The sequence below is a fragment of the Treponema sp. JC4 genome (genome assembly GCF_000260795.1).
Classification (GTDB): domain Bacteria; phylum Spirochaetota; class Spirochaetia; order Treponematales; family Treponemataceae; genus Treponema_D.
In genome coordinates this window covers 1-21,870 of the sequence record NZ_AJGU01000019.1, presented here as the reverse complement: position 1 = coordinate 21,870, position 21,870 = coordinate 1, and the positions used below count along the sequence as shown (strand labels likewise).

General features: G+C 40.2%; 20 protein-coding genes and 1 tRNA gene. 13 read left to right on the top strand and 8 right to left on the bottom strand.

Annotated elements, in window-relative coordinates; all coding sequences use genetic code 11:
- Window positions 1-19: 19 nt before the first annotated feature.
- A complete protein-coding gene (locus tag MSI_RS08505) occupies window positions 20-400 on the bottom strand; it encodes a C-GCAxxG-C-C family protein (protein WP_009105800.1) in 381 nt (126 codons plus the stop codon).
- Window positions 401-492: 92 nt separating this feature from the next.
- On the opposite strand from MSI_RS08505, the gene MSI_RS08500 reads away from it, so the two are divergent.
- A complete protein-coding gene (locus MSI_RS08500; RefSeq protein WP_009105799.1) occupies window positions 493-1,710 on the top strand; it encodes a GGDEF domain-containing protein in 1,218 nt (405 codons plus the stop codon).
- On the opposite strand, the gene MSI_RS08495 is transcribed toward MSI_RS08500, so the two are convergent.
- Both MSI_RS08495 and lon read right to left on the bottom strand, forming a co-directional pair.
- Complete coding sequence (locus tag MSI_RS08495; RefSeq protein WP_009105797.1) at window positions 1,705-2,352, bottom strand: HAD family phosphatase; 648 nt, start codon at window positions 2,350-2,352, stop codon at window positions 1,705-1,707. The genes MSI_RS08500 and MSI_RS08495 overlap by 6 nt on opposite strands.
- 24 nt (window positions 2,353-2,376) lie before the next feature.
- On the bottom strand, window positions 2,377-4,830 hold the full coding sequence (lon, locus tag MSI_RS08490) for an endopeptidase La (protein WP_009105794.1): 2,454 nt from the start codon (window positions 4,828-4,830) through the stop codon (window positions 2,377-2,379).
- 55 nt (window positions 4,831-4,885) lie between these two features.
- Between lon and MSI_RS08485 the strand changes: the two genes are divergently transcribed.
- A complete protein-coding gene (locus tag MSI_RS08485; protein ID WP_009105792.1) occupies window positions 4,886-5,380 on the top strand; it encodes an S-ribosylhomocysteine lyase in 495 nt (164 codons plus the stop codon).
- A 158-nt stretch (window positions 5,381-5,538) separates the two neighbouring features.
- On the opposite strand, the gene MSI_RS08480 is transcribed toward MSI_RS08485, so the two are convergent.
- Genes MSI_RS08480 through MSI_RS08460 form a run of 5 tightly spaced genes read right to left on the bottom strand, consistent with a single transcriptional unit; the run spans window position 5,539 to window position 11,049 of the window.
- Window positions 5,539-7,173: a serine/threonine-protein kinase gene (locus tag MSI_RS08480; protein WP_009105790.1), complete on the bottom strand. Its 1,635-nt coding sequence runs from the start codon at window positions 7,171-7,173 to the stop codon at window positions 5,539-5,541.
- 8 nt (window positions 7,174-7,181) lie between these two features.
- Entirely contained in the window at window positions 7,182-8,210 is a 1,029-nt protein-coding gene (locus MSI_RS08475) for a hypothetical protein (protein ID WP_009105788.1), read from the bottom strand.
- A 10-nt stretch (window positions 8,211-8,220) separates the two neighbouring features.
- Complete coding sequence (locus MSI_RS08470; RefSeq protein ID WP_009105787.1) at window positions 8,221-8,565, bottom strand: FHA domain-containing protein; 345 nt, start codon at window positions 8,563-8,565, stop codon at window positions 8,221-8,223.
- 51 nt (window positions 8,566-8,616) lie between these two features.
- Window positions 8,617-9,732, bottom strand: a complete 1,116-nt coding sequence (locus tag MSI_RS08465) for an Mbeg1-like protein (RefSeq protein WP_009105786.1) — start codon at window positions 9,730-9,732, stop codon at window positions 8,617-8,619.
- A 9-nt stretch (window positions 9,733-9,741) separates the two neighbouring features.
- On the bottom strand, window positions 9,742-11,049 hold the full coding sequence (locus MSI_RS08460; protein WP_009105785.1) for a solute carrier family 23 protein: 1,308 nt from the start codon (window positions 11,047-11,049) through the stop codon (window positions 9,742-9,744).
- Window positions 11,050-11,313: 264 nt separating this feature from the next.
- Between MSI_RS08460 and sufC the strand changes: the two genes are divergently transcribed.
- From sufC to cas2, 11 genes are all read left to right on the top strand, one after another.
- Entirely contained in the window at window positions 11,314-12,051 is a 738-nt protein-coding gene (gene sufC, locus MSI_RS08455; RefSeq protein WP_009105784.1) for a Fe-S cluster assembly ATPase SufC, read from the top strand.
- 1 nt (window position 12,052) lies between these two features.
- Window positions 12,053-13,465 (top strand): Fe-S cluster assembly protein SufB, encoded by a 1,413-nt coding sequence (gene sufB / locus MSI_RS08450; protein WP_009105783.1) that lies wholly within the window; start codon window positions 12,053-12,055, stop codon window positions 13,463-13,465.
- A 21-nt stretch (window positions 13,466-13,486) separates the two neighbouring features.
- Window positions 13,487-13,633 carry a hypothetical protein gene (locus tag MSI_RS14525; RefSeq protein WP_009105782.1) on the top strand — a complete coding sequence of 49 codons (147 nt, stop codon included), beginning with the start codon at window positions 13,487-13,489 and terminating at the stop codon, window positions 13,631-13,633.
- Window positions 13,634-13,659: 26 nt separating this feature from the next.
- Window positions 13,660-14,766 carry a SufD family Fe-S cluster assembly protein gene (locus MSI_RS08445; protein ID WP_009105781.1) on the top strand — a complete coding sequence of 369 codons (1,107 nt, stop codon included), beginning with the start codon at window positions 13,660-13,662 and terminating at the stop codon, window positions 14,764-14,766.
- 24 nt (window positions 14,767-14,790) lie between these two features.
- Window positions 14,791-16,032: an aminotransferase class V-fold PLP-dependent enzyme gene (locus MSI_RS08440; RefSeq protein ID WP_009105780.1), complete on the top strand. Its 1,242-nt coding sequence runs from the start codon at window positions 14,791-14,793 to the stop codon at window positions 16,030-16,032.
- A gap of 94 nt (window positions 16,033-16,126) precedes the next feature.
- A complete protein-coding gene (gene sufU, locus MSI_RS08435; protein WP_009105779.1) occupies window positions 16,127-16,564 on the top strand; it encodes a Fe-S cluster assembly sulfur transfer protein SufU in 438 nt (145 codons plus the stop codon).
- Between the two features lie 25 nt (window positions 16,565-16,589).
- A tRNA-Arg gene (locus MSI_RS08430) sits at window positions 16,590-16,664 on the top strand.
- Between the two features lie 54 nt (window positions 16,665-16,718).
- A complete protein-coding gene (locus tag MSI_RS08425) occupies window positions 16,719-17,264 on the top strand; it encodes a DUF3841 domain-containing protein (protein ID WP_009105778.1) in 546 nt (181 codons plus the stop codon).
- Between the two features lie 215 nt (window positions 17,265-17,479).
- Window positions 17,480-20,662, top strand: coding sequence for a type II CRISPR RNA-guided endonuclease Cas9 (cas9, locus tag MSI_RS08420; RefSeq protein WP_237706498.1), 3,183 nt, complete (start codon window positions 17,480-17,482; stop codon window positions 20,660-20,662).
- A gap of 216 nt (window positions 20,663-20,878) precedes the next feature.
- On the top strand, window positions 20,879-21,628 hold the full coding sequence (gene cas1 / locus MSI_RS08415) for a type II CRISPR-associated endonuclease Cas1 (RefSeq protein WP_009105776.1): 750 nt from the start codon (window positions 20,879-20,881) through the stop codon (window positions 21,626-21,628).
- The coding region (gene cas2, locus MSI_RS08410; protein ID WP_039924609.1) for a CRISPR-associated endonuclease Cas2 at window positions 21,606-21,870 on the top strand (265 nt) is incomplete at its 3' end. The genes cas1 and cas2, both read left to right, overlap by 23 nt.

Sequence of the window (21,870 nt, the reverse complement as noted above, 5' to 3'; positions counted from 1 at the left end):
GAGCTGCCCTTCATCAGTCTTAAGCAATCACTTCATCAAGAGAAAGAACTGCATTTCTTACGCAGTCATCGCAGGAACATAAAACTTTACCGGTTTTAATACCTTTTAAGTCCCCGCAGATACTTGCCCCACATTTTTCCTGGAACTTTGCAAGCACCTGTTTTGTTACTCGGGTTGTTGCCTGCCCCTCAGTTTTCAGACCTGCAATAAAGCCGGCGCCAACAAGGGCACCACAGGTTGCTTCCATACAGCCCATACCGCTTCCAAAGCCGGCTCCCAGCTGAATCAAAGTTTCTTCACTTACATTTACGCTGTCTGAATAGGCACGCATTACAGCCTGGCAGCAGTTACAGCTTCTTTTGTATTCAACAGCCTTTTCGGCTCTTTCATTTGTTGTCATAAGATACCTCTTTTTTAAACTAATATTTTTTGGTTATGAAAGCAAGCAAAAAAAAATTACCAGCTTTTATAATTCTGTGTTATAATAATAGTATGTATTATGCTAGCATTGGGATTCTTTCATTTTTAGTTCATATTATCATAAATTGGGATATTCTCTTTCGAATTGAACGGGCTGACCGCATCCCCGCTCTGAATGCATATAAAAATTTTTTAACTGCTGTTTCTCTTTTTTACATAACTGATGTTCTATGGGAACTTCTGGAAGCACTCGGGCTAAAAAGAATTCTTTTCATTGAAACAGAAATTTACTATGTAATAATGGGATTTACAGTTTTATTCTGGACCCACTTTGTAATTGATTATTTAAGTAAGCCAAACTGGTTTTCAAAAACAATCAGGATTTTAGGCTGGATATTCTTTTCTTTTCAGATGATAATTCTCTTTATCAATCTTTTTATTCCAATTGCATTCTGGTTTGATGACAAAGCCAACTATCATACAGAAAATGCAAGAAACCTTAATTACATCTTTCAGTTTGTTATGTTCTTTGTATGTTCTGCTTATATGGACTACGAGATTTTTAAGGCATCCGGCACTTTCAAACACCGTTACCACACAATCCAATTTTTTGGAATCGTAATGGCAATTTTTGTTGTTTTGCAGGCTATCTATCCGCTCATGCCTTTTTATTCAATCGGATTTCTGCTCGGAACCTGCATAATGCATACTTTTGTTCTGGAAGACGAAAGACGAAACCGCAATGAAGAACTTCAAAAGCTTCTGCAGATTGAAAAAATTCAGGCAGCAGAACTTGGAAACGCCCGTCAGATGGCTTTTAAAGATCCTCTTACAGGTGTAAAGAGTAAGAGCGCCTACCAGGAAGACGCCCTTTGCGTGGAAAGTAAAATTGAAAATCACGATTTGCATGATTTTGGACTTATCATTTTTGATATAAATGATTTAAAAAAGACTAATGATACAAAAGGCCATGAAGAAGGCGATAAAATCATTAAGGCCGGCACAAAAATTATCTGCCAGACCTTTAAGCACAGCCCGATTTACCGTATTGGCGGAGATGAGTTTGCAGCCTTCCTTACCGGTGAAGATTTAGAAAACCACAAAACATTATTAAAAGCCTTTAACCGCCAGATTGAGAAAAATCTGAAGGAAGATAAGGTTGTAGTTGCATGTGGATTTTCAACTTTTAATCCTGAAAAAGACAGCACTTTCTCCCAGATATTCGGACGTGCAGATTCAAAAATGTATAAGAGAAAGAGCGAATTAAAAAATCTTACTCCAAATTTATAAGACTGATTTTACGTCCTCTAGCGAAGGACAGATTTTCCAGCAGAGTTTTTTCAGATTTTCATCAGGCTGAATTTTATCCGGCACCATAATTACCCGCATACCGGCAGCATAAGCGCTTTTTACCCCGTTAGGGCTGTCTTCAACCGCAACGCAGGCTTCAGGTTTTATTCCAATACTTTCAGCAGCTTTAAGATAGATTTCAGGCTCAGGCTTACTGTGTTCTACCATATCTCCGGTAGTGAGACTTTCAAAAAAATCTATAAGCCCGCCTGCCTTCATCTGACGGCGCACAGATACTCCTCGGGTAGATGATGCAAGCGCAAGCTTATACTTTGGCTTAAGGTATTCAAGAATTTCTTTTGCATAGTGCATTAAAGGAATTCCTTTTTCTGCCTCAATCTGATAAAAAAACTCACTTGTACGGTTCAAAAAGGAAACAGAATCAAAATCCTCGCCATAAAATTCTTTTAATTTCATAGCTATGTCGTGGCGGTTAGAACCGCGGCAGGCCTGCAGAATGTCATAATTCAATTCAAAGCCCCACTCTTTTGCCGCCATCTCCCAGGTGATATCACTTATTGTTTCGGAATCCTGAAGAACCCCGTCCATGTCAAAAATTACGGCTTTGATGTTATCTGCCATGATGCAATTTCCCCCGTCGTTTTTTTATTTAATTCCAAGAGCTGCCTCGAGAACCTCGTGCACGTCGCTTACAGGAATAAACTTAATTCCCTTCTTTACGTTTTCAGGGATTTCTTCAAGGTCGCGCTCATTAGCCTTTGGAATAATGATTGTCTTAATCTTATTTCGTTTTGCGGCAACAGTCTTTTCGCGAAGTCCGCCGATTGGAAGAACCTGACCGGTCAAAGAAAGCTCACCTGTCATCGCAAGATTAGGCTTAATCTTTTTGTTCATTAAAAGTGAAACAAAAGTAGTTGCCATTGTAATTCCGGCGCTTGGACCGTCCTTTGGAGTTGCCCCCTCTGGAATATGAAGATGAATTATATTCTTGTCAAACCAGTCTGCCTTTTTAGCCTTACGGTCAAGGACAAACTTTCGAGCCCAGTTAAAGGCAATCTGACTTGATTCCTTCATTACATCACCCATCTGACCGGTAAGGACAAGTCCGCCTTTTCCGGCAAAATAAGTCGATTCAATCAACAGGGTGTCGCCGCCCATACTTGTCCAGGCAAGACCGATTGCAGTTCCAGGAACTTTTGCGGCCTTAATTTCACTTTCATCAAAAACAGGCTTTCCAAGATATTTGAACAAATCACCCGAATCGACAGTATAAGGAGTATCAAGCACAGCCTGAACAGCAGCGTCGCGCTCACCTGTAAGCTTTGCCTTTTCTTCTTCAGAAAGGTCATCCGCAATAGTAAACTCAGATTTTTTAAGCTCGCTCTGGGTAATCAGCTCGGTAACAATCTTACGGTGAATCTTATCAAGACTCTTTTCGTAGTTTCGGACACCTGATTCACGGGCATACTCTTCTGCAATTGTCAAAAGGGCATCTTTTGTGTATTTCACCTGATTCTTTTTGAGACCGTTTTTAGAAAGGTTTTTTGGAATCAGATATTTTTTTGCAATTTCAAGCTTTTCCTGGTCGATATAGCCCGAAAGCTGAATTACTTCTGCACGGTCAAGCAAAGGACCCGGAATAGAATCCAGAGTATTCGCTGTAAGAATAAAGAATACATTGGAAACATCAAAAGGCAGATCCAAATAATTATCGCGGAAGTTTACGTTCTGCTCAGGGTCAAGAACTTCCAGCAAAGCCGAAGCAGGATCTCCGTTGTGGCTTGAGCCCATCTTATCAACTTCATCAATCAAAAAGACAGGACTTGCTGACTTTGTAATTTTAAGTCCCTGAATAATTTTTCCAGGCATAGCGCCGATGTAAGTACGGCGGTGGCCTTTAATCTCTGCCTCATCGCGCATACCGCCCACACTAAAACGGTAAAAAGGCTTGTTCATCGCGTTTGCGATAGACTTTCCAACGGAAGTTTTACCAACTCCAGGAGGTCCCACCAGCAGCATAATAGAGCCCTTAGCGTCCTTCTTCATTTTGCGAACGGCAAGATATTCAAGAATGCGTTTTTTTACATCATCAAGGCCAAAGTGGTCGTTTTCAAGAATTTTCTTTGCGCGGCCAAGGTCATAATCTTCCTTAATTTCTTCATGCCATGGAAGATTTACAACAAGCTCCAGGAAGTTACGGGTTCCGATAAACTCGCTGGAGTTAGGATCCATAAGCTTAAACTTTTCAAGCTCACTTTCAACTGTTTCTTTAATTTCGCCTTCAAACTTAAGCTCGTCAATCTTAGTCTTAAACTTCTGATAGTCAGTTGCGTTACCCTCAGCTGTCTCGCCAAGTTCATCCTGAATAGCCTTAAGCTCTTCTCGCAAAAAGTATTCACGCTGGTTTTTGTCTACACGCTCATTGATATCCTGAGAAATCTTCTTTTGAACACGAAGCAGTTCCTGTTCACGTTTAATGAAAACAAGCACCTGTTCCATTCGCTGGCGAACGTTGACAGTTTCAAGGATTTTCTGCTGGTCGTCCTTATCGGTATTCAAAATTGAAGCAATAAAGTCGGCAATTTTTCCAGGATTATCGATATTCACCATATTAAGGCGCATTTCGTCGCTGAAAAGAGGATTGTTTTCACTAACCTCCTTCATTTCACTGATAAGGGCGCGGGTAAGAGCCTTAACTTCAAAGGTGTCGTTTTCTTCTTCCTCAAGATATTCAACGGCAGCCGCCATTGGAGCCTGAGAATGAAGTGTTTTTCGGATTTTAAATCGCTTGATTGTCGAAACAAAAATATTTATTCCGCCGTCCGGCAGGTTGATTTTCTTTATGATACGGGCAACCGTTCCCACGCGGTGAAGGTCTGCCACCGTCGGATTTTCTGCATCATTTTTGAGCATGACAATTCCAACAAATCCGTCCTTTTCAAAAGCGGATTCAGCAACCTTTACGTCATCATTTGAACTTATCATAAGAGGGGTAAAAATGCCCGGAAAAACCGGCCGTCCCTGCAAAGGAATCAAAGTAAGTTTATTTGGTAAAATCTGGTCTGTTGGTATGATTGAATTATCTTCTTTGTTTGCCATATAATGAATATACTAAGAAAATGCCGAAAAGGCAAAAAAAAATAAGAGGCACATTATGGAAGTAATTCAGAGTTTCACTATCGATCATACAAAATTAAAACCAGGCATCTACGTTTCCCGCGAAGACAAGGGCTTTACCACCTATGACCTTCGCATCACAGAACCAAACAAGGAGCCTGCCGTAGCCCCAGCCGCAATTCACAGCCTTGAACACCTTATGGCAACCTGGTTCCGCAATTCTCGCGTAAAAGACGATGTTGTTTACGTTGGTCCTATGGGCTGTCTTACAGGTATGTACATCATCATGACAGGAAAATACAGCGTAGAAGATATGAGAAAACTCACAATTGAATGTCTCGAATGGATTTTAACTCAGGATAAAGTACCTGCAACAGAGCCTGAATCATGCGGAAACTATCTTCTTCATGATCTTCCAATGTGCAAGTGGGAAAGCGCCCGCTACCTTGACCGCCTCAAAAATGATTTTCACTGCGAGTATTCTAAACTCAAAATCACACTTGATGACGGTAAAGTGTTTGCAGATGCATAAAAGAGGGGGGAAGTCTCCCCCTGCGCCCGCACTACGTTGCGTGCTACCCTCTCTGCGGGGTGTGAAGGCTTGCTGGCAAGGCATGTTCTACAGCAAAGCGTTAAAAAAATTGCGCACAGCAATTTTTAGCTTTACCTATTCCCCCGCAACGCCCCGTTTTATTCAGTCTTTAAAGATTGCAAAGCCGCACTCACAATCAAATCATCCTGATACCAGTCTATAAGAAGTGAATAGGTTTCTTCGGAATAGCCTTCTGCAGAAACCTTTATTTTCCAGACCATAGCAGATTTCAAGGCAGTTTCAGGAATTTCTTCCAGAGGCTTCCAGGCATTTCTATAGTTCAGGCGCACAAGCGGATCTTTGATTTTTTCAAAAGTTTCGCAGTCGTAAGCGTCAACCCGGATTCTTAGGCTTCGGTTTGTATTTTTTAAGAAATCACACTTAATCGAAATATCTTCACCTGCCACACTGAAACTCTTCCACCAGACATAAGGACCAACTACCACCTTCAGGCGGTAATCTGCATTCTTTTTAAGGAAAACATCATTCATTACGTAAGTCTGGTTACGTTCAGAAGGCCGTGATACTTCAAGTTTTGGCTTAAAGATATTGATTTTATCGATAAAGCGGGTTCCTTCCTTTATAAAGGTACGTCGGCTTCCTAAAACTTCAGGGATATCATCATTATCGTTTTCAAAGAAAACAGCCTGGCTTGGTAAATCCATAACATTCAAAAGAGATTTTGGCATTTCCATCTGAACGCTTACACTTGCATACCAGTGATGCAAAATTGTTTTATGAATAAAACCACACTGCCAGCAGAAGGCAAATATAGCCGCTGCTGCAAGACTTCCGCAAACAAGACGGGTAATCAGGCGGCGAACTTTATCTTTTGGTTCAATTTCCGGAAAATCATACGTTTTTGGGGTATAAACAGATTTTGCAATCTGAACCCGAAGCTCGTGAGTATCATAATGGCTCAGGTAGCGCTTAACGTGACGAAGCACACCGTCAATAGACTGAAAGCGGGACTTAGCCTTTGGCCGGATCATTTTGTGAATAAGACGGCAGATTGAGCGGGGAACAGTTTTATCAAGTTCACGGGGATTTATATACTTTCCCTTTTTGATTGTATTCAGAGTTTCAACAGAAAAAGTTCCCGGGTAAGGCTTGGTTCCGGTAATCATTTCGTAAAGCATGATACCAAGGGCATAGATGTCGGCACGACGGTCAACACTTGCAGTATCTTCAAACTGTTCCGGCGGCATGTAGGCTGGAGTTCCAAGTGCAACTCCGCTCTGGGTAATTGTATCTCCATCCGCATCACTGGCAATTCCAAAATCCGCAAGTTTTATTTCGCCGCGTTTAGAAATCAAAATGTTTCCCGGCTTAATGTCGCGGTGAACGATATCTTTTGAGTGGGCAAATTTCAGGGCATAGCAGGCATCCTGCATAATAAGCATGGCAACCGGAACAGGAAGAGCTGTCTGTTTTTCAATCACCTTGTCTAAAGCAGCACCGTCTACCAGTTCTTCAACCATATAGCGGTAGCCGCCTTCAGTAAAATAGTCAAAAAGGTGAACGATATAAGGGCTCTGCATATCAAGAAGAATCTGGGCTTCCTTCTTAAAACGCTCTCCGTTGGAAGATTTTCCCCGGGCTGTCATTTTTTTTATCACGACATAGCGCTTCAAAGACGGATGAACCGCCTTATACACAACGCCCATTCCGCCCTTTGCAATAATTCCCGTTACCTTATACTTTCCAATCACAGGTGGAAATTCATCACTCATTTTTGACCTCAGTTTTCAACACTGACAATATCAGTGTCCGGATTAAATTTTCTATATGTTCTTACCAATGCAATATTCTGTTTTTTAGGATTGTGAATCTGAATGTATTTTCCCTTCTGACGCAGGCGGTAATTTTCCTTTACAGGACGGTGGCCACCTAAGTATACATAATCTTCCAGAGCCTTGTCCCTGGCAGAACCGGAAGGTAAAGCGCAAAGTTCTTCTATTATTTCCATTACACTTCCCTCCTGGGCAGAATCATTATCTGTCCAGGTAAGACCTTCCACTACCCCGGCTTCGGTTCGGGCATTAATCAGCTGATCTTTTCTAAAAGCAAAACGAGGCTCTGCATGCGAAATTACACAGTTACCGGTTACGGCAATTAAAGGAAGAACGTTTTCAACACAGGAAATAAGATAAAGGACATCTTCTCCGTAATATTCCGTAATAAACTCGCGAACCATACGGCCTTCATCTGCAAATTTTACAAAGCCGTAATCTCCATCACCCGTGCGGTTCAAAATATTCTCATGATTTCCCTTTAAAAAGTGAACATACTCAGGAAAAAGAGTTTTTAATTTCATAAGGGCGCCAAGAACTGCAAAACCGTCTTTCATTTCGTTGCTTATGGCAGGCCCCGTGTAAATATTACTTGCAAATTCAATTTCCGCCGCAATCCAGCGGTCGCGGGTATCTACTTCGGTATGAAGGGCATCGCCAACACAAACAATTCGGGCAAGCCCCTTGCTCAAGGCATCAAAAACCCTTTCTCCCCCGCTCACAAAATCTTCCGGAAGCCTGTAATTAAGAATATTTTCCATAAAATGCGGACGGGCGTGAATGTCAGGAACGACAATAAGAGGCAGCGGTGATTTTTGAAAATCCAGAAGACTTCCCGGCTTTCCACTCTCGCTTTCAGGCCTGTAAACAGAACTTTCTGTTTCAAGCACAGTAGAAGCAGCATCAGCAAGATTAAAAATCTCATCATGAGATGGAAGCACATTTGTCCTAAGGATATTTTTTACTTCAGGAAGCATTTAAAAAAAATTAAGAAACGACCAGGCTCATATTTCCTATTGTAATTTTGTCGCCGGGATTCATTTTTACATATTTATCATTAGGAATGCGAACTCCGTTAATAAAAGTTCCGTTTGTAGATCCCATATCTTTGATAAAATATGCATTTTTGATTTTCTGAATCATAGCGTGATGACGGCTTGCAAGTTTGTTATCAACAACAACGTCATTGTCTGTATCGCGTCCGATTGTAATTTTTGCAACAAGGTCAATTTTCTGCTTGTTGAACATAAGGTAAGAAGCCGGCTTTGCATCTCCAAAAGATTCAAGATGTTTGCCAACCGGGCTGTCGGTAACTATAGTTTTATCACTCATAACTTTTATTATAGTATGGAAAAAGGCTCGGTGCAAATGAATTATTAAAGACTAATTCTTATTCAAAAGCTTTAAAAGAGGAATTTCGGCACGTACAACTTTTGAAAGTTCGCGGATAGAATTAAAAATTGCGTCCCTCATATCAGGCTCCATTCCTCTAAGGCATTTTATCATGCGGGCAGATGCAGGTACTACATTTTTTGTAAGCTCGGAAAAACGCTCATAACCGGATGCATTTATTACAATAAAAAGCGAAGATATGAATTTTTCTTTCTGCCCTACGCTCATTGTTTCTATCCAGTTATTCAGTGATTTATGAAAGATTTTACTTTCGCGGCTGACATCGTTTGCATTTTCAAAATTGCAGCCTGTAACATGCCAGTTAAAAGGGTCATGCTGATAAACGGCAAATTTATCACTTTTTATAACCTCAAAATGGCGGGGACGATGGAAGATCATTCCAACGATTGTCTGTTCGGGATAAACAATGGTAAGACGGTCTTTTATTTCTATATATTCCGGCTTATTGTAAAAATCCTGACTAAAGCCTGGACCGTCAAAATCATAAATATTAGTAATCTTTTTTCTGATTTTTGAATCGGCATAAACCGCTGTATGAAGGGCAAGGTTTCCGCCCTTTGAATGGCCTGTAAGAATATATTTTGATTTAAGGGCTTTATGAGCCGCCCTGATGTATTCGAGGGCCTGAACCTGAGAAGGAATCTTAGGCAGATAACCAAGATTAAAGTTTTCCCTCCAGCCTACAACAGTATCATCTGTTCCGCGGAAGGCAAAAACCGCCTGTTTATCTGGAAGAATAAAAGTAACCGCAGCAAACTGCTCGTTTCTCTGTCTGTCAAAAAGCTCTGAATAAGCGCAGACTTTCAGAGAAGAAAACCTTGCAGTTTTAGAAGCAGACTCCAGAAGTTCCGGTGTATGCGCGCTTACCATAGGCCCCATATCACAGCGGGCAGTAAAATCTCTGGCAGATTTAAGTGAGTCCCAGAGGCGTGAAAGTTCAATCTGACTTTTAAAATCAGATGAAACAAGACCTGTGTAATTTATATAAACCAGCTGAGCAAGTATTATTCCGTCAATTTTACAGAAAGGTGCCTGCTCAAAAGTTAAATCACCACGCCAGTTAAGATAATCAAATAAATCTGCCATAAAGTGTCCTTACTGTGCAGGTTCTGCAGGAGTTTTAGGAATTACGATATTAAGAACGATACCGATGATAGTTGCAAGTGCAACACCACCAAGACTGAACTTAAAGTCGTTTCCGATATTGAGCTGGAATACACCACCACCAATACCAATTACCATAATTACAGAAGAAATTGTAAGGTTTCTCTTATCCTGATAATCAACGCCGGCATCAACGATTGTGCGGAGACCGCTTGAAGCAATCAAACCGTAAAGAAGAGTACAGATACCGCCCAAAACCGGAGTCGGAATTGTCTGAATCAAAGCACCGAATTTCTGGCAGAAAGACAAAATTACAGCAATAACGGCAGCGCCACCAATTACCCAAACCGAGTAAACCTTTGTGATTGCCATAACACCGATGTTTTCACCGTAAGTTGTGTTCGGAGGTCCGCCCCAAACTGCTGCCCAGGCGGTTGCAAAACCATCACCTACCAGAGTTCTGTGCAAACCAGGATCTTTATAGAAATCTTTACCTACAACCTTAGAAGTTGTAAGAGTATCACCAAGGTGTTCACAGATTGTAGAAATTGAAACGATTACAAAGGTAAGGCTGGCAACAAGATTGAACTTAGGAGCCATCCAGAAAAGTGAACCGTCAGCATTTTCCTTCAAGAAAGGAATAGCAAACCACTTTGCAGCCTGAACTCCGCTGAAATCAATCAGGCGGTAAGCCGGGAAGAAGAATCCCATAATCAAAGTGAAAAGGTAACCTGCAACAAGACCAATCAGAATTGAAAGGGTGTTGAAAAAGTTCTTAAAGAAAATTGTAGCGATTATTGCAACAATAAGAGTTACAGCAGCAATAGAAAGGGCTACAAGTGAATATTCATTATTAAAATAGAAGGCTTCGTTAATTGCAGTTGGAGCAAGACAAAGACCAATTACAATAATTACCGAACCGATTACAACCGGAGGAAGAGCGCGGTCTATCCAGCCTTTACCAGTAAAGCGGATAATCACGGCAATAATACAGTAGAAAATACCGGCACAAATTGCACCACCCATGGCGTAAGGAACTCCGTACGCATGCCCGATTCCGATCAAAGCCGGAATAAAAGCAAATGAAGAACCCAGAAATGCTGGAACCTTTGCTTTTGTGATAAGGATGTAGAAGAGAGTACCTGTTCCCGCAGTAAAAAGCGCTGTTGAAGTGCTTAAACCTGTAAGGAGAGGAACCAAAACTGTTGCGCCGAACATGGCGAACACGTGCTGAAAACTGAGCGGAATCCATTTTTTTAATGGAGGTCTGTCGCTCGGTCCGTAGAATTGTGCAGACATTTTTAACTCCTGTGAGAGGCGGCCGGTCAGAGCCGCCGGTGTTCTATAGCAAAGCGTTAAAAAAAATTGCGATGCAGCAATTTTTTAGCTTTACCTACTTTAAAGGCCGCCGGTCAGAGCCGCCGGTGTTATTTTTAATATTTTAGCACACCTGAAAGATTAAATAAATGGCAGATCAGGCTGTCATGAAAAATGCCTATTATAATGAAGAATAAAAAATCAAAATATCTTTTCTTTAACCTATCTTTTTAGTATATTTATGCTATGTTACTTGATATCCAACATTTAAACGCAGGTCTTGAGGACGGAAAACAGATCCTTAATGATCTGAACCTTACTATAAACGCCGGCGAAACTCATGTTCTTATGGGACCAAACGGGGCCGGAAAATCATCTTTAGGAAACACCCTTTTGGGTAACCCGGTTTACAAAATCACAGGCGGAAAGATTCTTTTCAAAGATACTGATATTACAAAAGAAAGTACTGACAAGCGCGCAAAAATGGGAATGTTTATGTCTTTCCAGGCGCCGCTTGAAGTTCCTGGCATTTCGCTTGAAACTTTTATCCGCTCTGCCCTTCAGCAGAAAACCGGCGAGCGCGTAAAGCTTTTCCAGTTCCAGAAGGAATTACAGCGCTGCATGGAACTTTTGAACATGAATCCAGACTATGCAAAGCGCGATCTGAACGTAGGATTTTCTGGTGGAGAACGCAAGAAGTCTGAAATCCTGCAGCTTTTGATGCTCAAACCTGATTTTGCAATTCTTGATGAAACTGATTCTGGACTTGATGTTGATGCAGTTCGCTTTGTTGCAAAAGGTCTTGAAGAATACCGCCGTCTTACAAACGGTTCACTTTTGATTATCACCCACACAACAAAGATTCTCGACGGCCTGAACGTAGATAAAACTCACATCCTTGTAAAAGGCCACATTGCAAAAACCGGTGACGGAGAATTGTTTAAGAAGATTAATGAAGAAGGATTCGAAGAGTTCTTAAAATAATATGGAAGAAAAGACACAGATAAACGACATAAACCGCGATTTTTATGACTTCCGCTACGAAGAGTCTGAAAAGGACTTTTACCGAATCGAAAGCGGACTGACAGCAGAAATCGTAACAAAACTCAGCGAAGAAAAGGGCGACCCTGAATGGATGAGGGAATTCCGCCTTAAATCGCTGGAAATATATAATCAGCTCAAGGTGCCTGACTGGGGTCCTTCAATCGAAGGCCTTCATATGGAAGATATTGCAACTTACGTTCGCCCGAAAACTCAGATGAGCGGAAGCTGGGAAGACGTCCCTCAGGACATTAAAGACACTTTTGAAAAGCTTGGCATTCCTGAAGCTGAAAGAAAATCTCTTGCCGGTGTAGGCGCTCAGTATGACTCGGAACTTGTTTATCACAATGTTCAGGATGAAGTTGCAAAGCAGGGCGTAGTTTACCTGGGCTTTGAAGATGCCCTTAAATCTCCTGAATGGGGACCAATGGTAAAAGAATATTTTATGACCCTGATTACGCCAAAAGACCACAAATTTGCGGCTTTGCACGGTGCAGTCTGGTCGGGCGGTTCTTTTGTTTACGTTCCAAAGGGTGTTCACCTCAGCTTCCCTCTTCAGTCTTACTTCCGCTTGAACGCAAAGGGTGCCGGTCAGTTTGAACACACTCTGATTATTGTTGATGAAGGCGCAGATCTCCACTTTATTGAAGGCTGTTCTGCTCCAAAATATAACGAAGCAAACTTACACGCCGGTGCGGTTGAACTTTTTGTAAAAAAAGGCGCTCACCTGCGCTATTCAACTATCGAAAACTGGTCAAAAAATATGTACAACCTGAACACAAAGCGTGCCAAGGTTGAAGAAGACGCAAGCATTGAATGGGTTTCGGGCTCATTTGGTTCTCACGTTTCTTATTTGTACCCGGAAAGTGATTTGGTTGGCCGCAATGCAAAGGCTGATTTTACAGGAATTACTTTTGCGGGTAACGGTCAGAATCTTGATACAGGTGCAAAGATGGTTCATCTGGCACCAAAAACTTCAAGTCTGATTACTACAAAGTCAATTTCTAAGGGCGGCGGAATGAGTACCTACCGTTCTGCAATCTACATTTCAAAGGATGCAGAAGAAAGTAAGGCAAGCGTTTCCTGCCAGTCTTTGATGCTGGACAGCGACAGCCGTTCTGATACAGTTCCTGCAATGGAAATCTTCAACGATTCTAGCGACGTAGGACACGAAGCAAAAATCGGAAGAATCAGCAGTGACGCAATTTTCTATCTTATGAGCCGCGGAATCAGCGAAGAAGAAGCGCGCAGTATGATAGTAAGCGGTTTTGCGAACCCGGTAAGTAAAGAATTGCCGCTGGAATATGCGGTTGAAATGAATAACCTCATTAAGTTGGAAATGAAGGGAACTATGTAGGGGCAAGGGGGAAAGAAAAACATGGAAAAACTTGAAAACATGACAGTAAACGAAATCCCTTCCCTTACATGGAACTTGCTTAAAATCGAAAATCCGTTAAAAAACGAGCTGCGTCAGCGGGTCGTTTTAGGATTATCGAGTAATCAGCTCACAAATCAGCTATGCTGATTTGTTCGGATACGTAGGAAATATATATGGATAATATACAGACATTCATAAATGAAATCCCAGGATTAACTTGGAATTGGCTCAAACTCAACCGCGACAAAATCACTCTTGAGGCAGCCTTTAACGCCGCAAAAGCAGAGATTTTGAATGCGGAAGACGGCATAAAAATTGAAGAAGGCATTCCTTCAGAAGCCGCAGGACTGAACTTTGCCAGCGGAGTTTTTAATGCTAAAAATCCAAAGCTTGTAGACGGTCATCCTCACTTTGATTTTGTAACAGAAGATAAAAATCACCCTGTGGAAGCAATTTTTGCAGACAGCAAATATTCTAAAACTGTAAGAATTAGTGGCAAGGTTGAAAAGCCGCTTATCATCAATTTTTCTGATGATGAAAGCCAGGCAAATCTTACATACATCATTGCAGAAGAAAATTCAGAATCCACTGTAGTATTTGTTTACGAAGGAAAAGCTTCTGAATCTATCTTCCGCGCAAAGATTCTTGCCAAAGAAAACGCAAAAATCCACATTGCTAAGGTTCAGCTTTTGGGCAAAGAAAGCCTTCAGCTGGATGATACGGCAGTAATCGCAAAGGACGGAGCAGAAGTTCAGTTCACACAGATTGAGCTTGGCGGCCGCCACGTTGATTCAGGTCTTGGCGTAATTCTTGAAGGCTATAAGTCACGCTTCACAAGCGAAGTGGCTTACACCTGTAAAAAAGACCAGATGCTTGATATGAACCACATCGTTTATCACACAGGCAAAAAATCAGAATGTCTGATGAACGTAAACGGTACACTTTTGGAAAACGCTTTCAAAACTTACCGGGGAACAATCGATTTTAAGAACGGCTGTGCAGGCTCAAAAGGCAATGAAATGGAAGAAGTTCTCCTTCTTTCTCCAAAAGCCGTGAATAAATCAATTCCTGTAATTTTGTGTGATGAAGAAGACGTAGAAGGCGAACACGGTTCTACAATCGGCCGTCTTTCTAAAGAAGTTCTTTTTTACATGCAGAGCCGCGGAATTTCAGAAGCAGAGGCAGAAAAAATCATGTCTCGCGCCAAGATTCAGGCTGCCGCATCTTTGATTCCAAGCGAAGAGGTAAAAGAAAAAATCAACGCTTATTTGGATAAATAAATTAAAAAATATAAGGGCAAAATTATGAATAAATACAGAAAAGACTTTCCGTTTTTCAAAGCGATTGATGAAAAATCTTCCGTAGAAAACAAGGACCTGATATATTTTGATACTGCGGCAACTGCCCAGCGTCCCTTCATCGTATTAAATGCGATGACCCACTTTTATGCAACAGAAAACGCAAACCCACTCCGTGGCCTTTATTCACTGAGCGAGCGCGCTACCCTTGCCTACGAAAATGCCCGCGAAACAACCGCAAAGTTCATCAACGCAAAGGAAGCCTCAGAAATCGTATTTACCCGTAATGCCTCTGAAAGCCTGAATCTGGTTGCCTACAGCTGGGGTCTCAATAAGCTCAAAGCAGGCGACGAAATCTGCGTTACAATCATGGAGCACCACTCAAACATCGTTCCATGGCAGATGGTTTGCCAGAAAACCGGCGCAAAACTCGTATTCATGGAATGCGATAAAGAAACCGGGATAATCAGCGACGAAGAAATTAATTCTAAAATCAACAAAAATACAAAAATCGTTTCTGTAGTTCACGTAAGCAACGTACTGGGCGTTACAAACCCGGTAAAAAAGATTGCTGAAATAGCTCACAAAAACGGTGCAATCATGATTGTAGACGGAGCTCAGTCTGCCCCACACATTAAGGTTGACGTTCAGGACATTGACGCTGACTTTTTTGCAATGAGCGGACACAAGCTTGGCGGACCTATGGGAATCGGCGCCCTCTACGGAAAGAAAGCTCTGCTTGAAGAAATGGATCCATTCCTCCGCGGCGGCGAAATGATTGAATACGTTACCCGCGATACTGCAACCTGGGCAGAAGTTCCTCACAAATTTGAAGCCGGAACTGTAAGCGCAGGCGACGCCGTTGGTATGGCAGCCGCAATCCGCTACGTTCAGTCAGTTGGCCTTGATTACATCACAGAACACGACAATGCCCTCTGCTGCCGCCTTATTGACGGCATGAAGAAAATCCCTCATATTAACATCATAGGAAGTAAGGACGGAAACAAGCGCTGCGGAATTGCAACCTTTACAATTGACGGCGTTCATCCTCACGACATTGCGACCCTTCTGAGTGAAGAACACATTGCCATTCGTGCAGGCCACCACTGCGCTCAGCCGCTTGGTCAGTATCTAGGTCAGACAGCAACAGCCCGTGCCAGCCTGTATTTTTACAACACCGAAGAAGAAGTCGACACCTTCCTTGAAAAAATCGCCCAGGTACGCAAATGGGCAGGTTTTAGCGAATAAGAAGGAGGGGGAAGTCTCCCCCTGCGGACGCACTTCGTTGCGTCCTACCCTCTCTGCGGGGACACCCCGCAACGCCCCGTTTTAGGAGACCCTTATGGATACTAAAGAACTTTATAGAGAAATTTTAAACGAACACAATTTGAACCCTATCCACAAACAGAATATGGAAAATCCATCCTTCTGTCTTGAAGGCGTAAACCCAAGCTGCGGCGACCAGATTACCCTGCAGCTTAAAATGGAAGGGGATAAAATCACAGACGCAAGCTTTATTGGAAGCGGCTGTGCCGTAAGTCAGGCCTCTGCCGACATGATGGCAGACCTTGTAATCGGAAAAACAAAGGAAGAAGCCCTCAAACTTGCAGACATTTTTGACCGTATGATAAAAGGCAGCGTCACCGACGAAGAACTGGAAGAACTTGATGAGGCCGCTGCCCTTCAGGACATTTCCCACATGCCGGCCCGCGTAAAATGCGCAATGCTTGGCTGGAGAACAGTAAAAGAAATGCTGTCTTCACCTGTTGAAACAAAATAGTAAATATGATATATTATTTTTCCACGGCGCTGTAGCTCAGCTGGATTAGAGCATCTGCCTTCTAAGCAGAGGGTCGGCGGTTCGAGCCCGTCCAGCGTCATCTAAAAGCTTCCTAAATAGGGAGCTTTTTTTCTTATATTCATACCTAAAATAAATGCGTCTTTGGACTATTCAACCAGAAAATGTTTATAATCTATTGATAAGTTCTGAATTTTTTTATTGTAAACCAGAGCTTTCTGAATGTCTCTCTTCATTTAATTTTGAAAACGCTTATAGTTGGCTAGTTTCAAAAATGGAAAATTTAATTGGTCCAAAACCACCATATGTAAAATATCCTGTATGGGCATGGCATACTTTTGATGGAAAACATTCTAAACCGGATTTGAGAAAAACAGAGTTCCGATATTTTACAGAATCCTCTGTATGCATTGAAATCGAAATACCAGATAAAGATTGTTGTTTAACTGATGAAGAAGAATGGCACATAGTTTTAAATAACTGCTTTAATACTAAATATTTACATAACCTTGATTTTGAAAACGCAGAAGAATGTTTTGAAAAACTTCCACCAAAAGAACAAAAGTTTATTAAAGAAAAATCATGGGACTGTATATTCGATATCTCACAATCAAACTATATTCAGGCAACATTTTGGGAACTCAGAAAAGAAAACATAATAAGAACATGGTCGATAAAATAAAAAAAGAGGAAGCCGTAGCTCCCTCTTTGCATTTGCAATACTATTTATATTCACGCAAAAATATCAACGAATATAAAAGCATTTTGCGGAAACTTAAAGTTTCCTTGTTAGCAGGTTGACCGCAAAAATTAATCAGTAACTTAATAATATACCTCATAAGATTTCCTGTCAAATTATTAAACCTTTTTGGAAATGTAGTGCTATAATTAATGATTATGAAATTAGAAAAATGGCGCTTAGGCTTAGATTTAGGAACAAATTCAATTGGATGGAGTGTTTTTTCACTTGATAAAGATAATTCTGTTCAAGACCTTATAGATATGGGAGTCAGAATTTTTTCTGATGGAAGAGACCCAAAAACTAAAGAACCACTGGCTGTAGCTCGTAGAACAGCACGCTCTCAGAGAAAACTTATTTATCGTCGAAAACTTAGAAGAAAACAGGTCTTCAAATTCTTGCAGGAACAAGGCTTATTTCCTAAAACAAAAGAAGAATGCATGACCTTAAAATCATTGAACCCATACGAATTGCGAATAAAAGCACTTGATGAAAAACTTGAGCCTTATGAGCTTGGACGGGCATTATTCAATCTTGCAGTAAGACGAGGTTTTAAAAGTAACCGTAAAGATGGAAGCCGTGAAGAAGTTTCCGAAAAGAAATCACCTGATGAGATAAAAACTCAGGCAGATATGCAAACACATCTTGAAAAAGCAATCAAGGAAAATGGTTGTAGAACTATCACTGAATTTCTGTATAAAAATCAGGGTGAAAATGGCGGTATCAGATTCGCACCTGGACGAATGACATACTATCCTACAAGAAAAATGTATGAAGAAGAATTCAATCTTATTCGTTCAAAGCAAGAAAAATATTATCCGCAAGTTGATTGGGATGATATTTACAAGGCTATATTTTATCAAAGACCTTTAAAACCTCAGCAGCGAGGTTACTGCATTTATGAAAATGATAAGGAACGAACTTTTAAGGCAATGCCTTGTTCTCAAAAACTCAGAATTTTGCAGGATATAGGAAATCTTGCATATTATGAAGGCGGATCAAAAAAGCGTGTAGAATTGAATGATAATCAGGATAAGGTATTATATGAGCTTTTAAATTCAAAAGATAAAGTAACTTTTGATCAGATGAGAAAGGCTCTTTGCCTTGCTGATTCAAATTCATTTAATCTTGAAGAAAACAGAGACTTTTTAATTGGTAATCCTACTGCCGTAAAAATGCGAAGTAAAAATCGTTTTGGAAAATTATGGGATGAAATTCCTCTTGAAGAGCAGGATTTAATTATTGAGACGATTATTACAGCTGATGAAGATGATGCTGTTTATGAAGTTATCAAAAAATATGACCTTACACAGGAGCAGAGGGATTTTATAGTAAAGAATACGATTTTGCAAAGCGGAACCTCTATGCTTTGTAAAGAAGTTTCTGAAAAACTTGTAAAACGCTTAGAAGAAATTGCTGATTTGAAATATCACGAAGCAGTAGAATCGCTTGGATATAAATTTGCAGATCAGACTGTAGAAAAATATGATTTACTTCCATATTATGGAAAAGTTCTACCTGGTTCTACAATGGAAATTGACCTTTCAGCTCCGGAAACTAATCCTGAAAAACACTATGGAAAAATCAGCAATCCGACTGTTCATGTTGCTTTAAATCAGACGCGGGTTGTTGTAAATGCTTTGATTAAGGAATATGGAAAGCCATCTCAAATTGCAATTGAATTAAGCCGTGATTTGAAAAACAATGTAGAAAAGAAAGCTGAAATTGCAAGAAAGCAAAATCAGCGTGCAAAAGAAAATATCGCAATTAATGATACAATTTCTGCTCTTTATCATACTGCTTTTCCGGGAAAATCATTTTATCCTAACAGAAATGACCGCATGAAATATCGTTTATGGTCTGAATTAGGACTCGGAAACAAATGTATTTATTGTGGAAAAGGAATATCTGGTGCAGAACTTTTTACAAAGGAAATCGAAATAGAGCATATTCTTCCATTCAGCAGGACTTTGCTTGATGCAGAATCGAATCTGACTGTTGCTCATTCTTCTTGTAATGCTTTTAAGGCAGAACGTTCTCCTTTTGAAGCATTTGGAACAAATCCTAGTGGATATAGCTGGCAGGAGATTATTCAACGTGCTAATCAGTTGAAAAACACTTCAAAGAAAAATAAGTTTTCGCCAAATGCAATGGATAGTTTTGAAAAGGATTCAAGTTTTATTGCCCGCCAACTTTCAGATAACCAGTATATTGCAAAGGCGGCTTTACGATATCTAAAATGTCTTGTAGAAAATCCGTCTGATGTCTGGACAACAAACGGAAGTATGACAAAACTTTTGCGTGATAAATGGGAAATGGATTCTATTCTATGCCGCAAGTTTACAGAAAAAGAAGTTGCCTTACTTGGCCTTAAACCAGAACAAATTGGTAATTATAAAAAGAATAGATTTGACCACAGGCATCACGCGATTGATGCTGTAGTTATCGGGCTTACAGACCGTAGTATGGTTCAAAAACTTGCAACAAAAAACTCACACAAGGGAAACAGAATTGAAATTCCTGAGTTTCCGATTTTACGAAGTGATTTAATTGAAAAGGTTAAAAACATTGTTGTTAGTTTTAAGCCAGACCACGGAGCAGAAGGAAAACTTTCTAAAGAAACTTTACTTGGAAAAATCAAACTCCACGGAAAAGAAACCTTCGTTTGCCGTGAAAATATTGTTTCTCTTTCTGAAAAAAATCTTGATGATATTGTAGATGAGAAAATTAAGAGCAAAGTAAAAGATTATGTTGCAAAACATAAAGGACAAAAGATTGAAGCAGTTCTTTCTGACTTCTCAAAAGAAAATGGAATAAAAAAGGTTCGCTGTGTAAACAGAGTTCAGACTCCTATAGAAATTACCTCTGGGAAAATTTCACGTTATCTTTCACCAGAAGACTATTTTGCAGCTGTAATCTGGGAAATTCCCGGGGAAAAGAAAACATTCAAGGCTCAATATATAAGACGAAACGAAGTCGAAAAGAATTCAAAAGGATTGAATGTTGTAAAGCCAGCGGTTTTGGAAAATGGTAAGCCACATCCAGCTGCAAAACAAGTATGTTTGTTACATAAGGATGATTATCTAGAATTTAGTGATAAAGGAAAGATGTATTTTTGTAGAATTGCAGGATATGCTGCAACAAACAATAAACTTGATATCCGTCCTGTTTATGCAGTTTCATATTGTGCAGATTGGATTAATTCAACTAATGAGACTATGCTTACAGGTTACTGGAAGCCAACTCCAACTCAAAATTGGGTATCTGTAAATGTATTGTTTGATAAACAGAAGGCTCGCTTAGTTACAGTTTCCCCAATAGGGCGCGTATTTCGAAAGTAAAAAATCTTCTGTAATCATAAATTTTAACTCCTCTGCCGATAAATAACTGTGCTTAACAGAGTCTTAGAGATTGCAGAAGAAAATCGTTATCTTTCTCTAAAGCGAGGCTTTATTGTTATTCAGCAAGGAACAGAAGAACTTGGTTCTGTCCTCTGGATGACATAGCTGTATTATTGCTTTCTGCACAAGGCGTAACATTAACAAAAAATGTTATAAATGCTCTTTCTGAAAAAGGTTGTATTACAATTTTTTTGCGGTGCCAATTATATTCCTTTGAGCATGGTTCTTCCCATTGCCAGTCATACCTATTTTACAAAAATCATAAAAAATCAGATTAATGCAACAGAACCTTTTAAAAAACGAGTCTGGCAGCAGATTGTAATCCAAAAAATAAAAAATCAATCTTTAAGTTTAGGTTATACAAAAAAGCCAGAAGCAGAAAAATTAAAGATGATTGCTGATACTGTAAAATCTGGTGATACAGATAACAGAGAAGCATACGCTGCAAAACTTTACTGGAAAGCATTATTTGGAGAGTCTTTTATTCGTGATAAAAATGGTGACGGTATAAATGCTTTCTTGAATTATGGTTATGCAATAATGAGGGCTGGAATGGCACGTGCAATATGTGCACACGGTTTGTTACCAGCCTTAGGAATTCATCACGATAATAATTTGAATCAGTTTTGCCTTGCAGATGATTTTTTTGAAATTTACAGACCATTGGTTGATAACCTTGTTTATAAACTTTGGGAAAATGGAGAAAAAGATTTAACACCTCAGAATAAAAAGACGCTTGTAGGGCTTTTAAAAATAAAGGTTCATACTTCTGACTGCGATACACAGGCTGTTCAGAGTATGCAATATATGGTGTCTTCCTTTGTTAATGCACTGGAAGCTGGAAAACCTGACATTGAACTGCCCGTTTGGGAAGGAAATGCTGATGGAATTACCATTATTGAATAGGTATGAGCTTATGTGGATGCTAGTTTTATTTGATTTACCAGTTGTAGAAAAATATGAGCGAAAGGAAGCGACACAATTCAGGAATTTTTTATTAGATAATGGTTTTGGAATGATTCAGTATTCAATTTATACAAAGTTATTTTCTGGAAAAGATGCATGCGAAAAGTATTACAAGATGATAAAAGACAACTTGCCCAGTGAAGGAAAAGTAGATATCATAACAATTACGGATAAGCAGTATG

Bases quoted from the DNA above. Each gene is read 5' to 3' on its own strand.
- MSI_RS08505 (WP_009105800.1), bottom strand. From the start codon at position 400: ATGACAACAAATGAAAGAGCCGAAAAGGCTGTTGAATACAAAAGAAGC.
- MSI_RS08500 (WP_009105799.1), top strand. From the start codon at position 493: ATGTATTATGCTAGCATTGGGATTCTTTCATTTTTAGTTCATATTATC.
- MSI_RS08495 (WP_009105797.1), bottom strand. From the start codon at position 2,352: ATGGCAGATAACATCAAAGCCGTAATTTTTGACATGGACGGGGTTCTT.
- lon (WP_009105794.1), bottom strand. From the start codon at position 4,830: ATGGCAAACAAAGAAGATAATTCAATCATACCAACAGACCAGATTTTA.
- MSI_RS08485 (WP_009105792.1), top strand. From the start codon at position 4,886: ATGGAAGTAATTCAGAGTTTCACTATCGATCATACAAAATTAAAACCA.
- MSI_RS08480 (WP_009105790.1), bottom strand. From the start codon at position 7,173: ATGAGTGATGAATTTCCACCTGTGATTGGAAAGTATAAGGTAACGGGA.
- MSI_RS08475 (WP_009105788.1), bottom strand. From the start codon at position 8,210: ATGCTTCCTGAAGTAAAAAATATCCTTAGGACAAATGTGCTTCCATCT.
- MSI_RS08470 (WP_009105787.1), bottom strand. From the start codon at position 8,565: ATGAGTGATAAAACTATAGTTACCGACAGCCCGGTTGGCAAACATCTT.
- MSI_RS08465 (WP_009105786.1), bottom strand. From the start codon at position 9,732: ATGGCAGATTTATTTGATTATCTTAACTGGCGTGGTGATTTAACTTTT.
- MSI_RS08460 (WP_009105785.1), bottom strand. From the start codon at position 11,049: ATGTCTGCACAATTCTACGGACCGAGCGACAGACCTCCATTAAAAAAA.
- sufC (WP_009105784.1), top strand. From the start codon at position 11,314: ATGTTACTTGATATCCAACATTTAAACGCAGGTCTTGAGGACGGAAAA.
- sufB (WP_009105783.1), top strand. From the start codon at position 12,053: ATGGAAGAAAAGACACAGATAAACGACATAAACCGCGATTTTTATGAC.
- MSI_RS14525 (WP_009105782.1), top strand. From the start codon at position 13,487: ATGGAAAAACTTGAAAACATGACAGTAAACGAAATCCCTTCCCTTACA.
- MSI_RS08445 (WP_009105781.1), top strand. From the start codon at position 13,660: ATGGATAATATACAGACATTCATAAATGAAATCCCAGGATTAACTTGG.
- MSI_RS08440 (WP_009105780.1), top strand. From the start codon at position 14,791: ATGAATAAATACAGAAAAGACTTTCCGTTTTTCAAAGCGATTGATGAA.
- sufU (WP_009105779.1), top strand. From the start codon at position 16,127: ATGGATACTAAAGAACTTTATAGAGAAATTTTAAACGAACACAATTTG.
- MSI_RS08425 (WP_009105778.1), top strand. From the start codon at position 16,719: ATGCGTCTTTGGACTATTCAACCAGAAAATGTTTATAATCTATTGATA.
- cas9 (WP_237706498.1), top strand. From the start codon at position 17,480: ATGAAATTAGAAAAATGGCGCTTAGGCTTAGATTTAGGAACAAATTCA.
- cas1 (WP_009105776.1), top strand. From the start codon at position 20,879: ATGCTCTTTCTGAAAAAGGTTGTATTACAATTTTTTTGCGGTGCCAAT.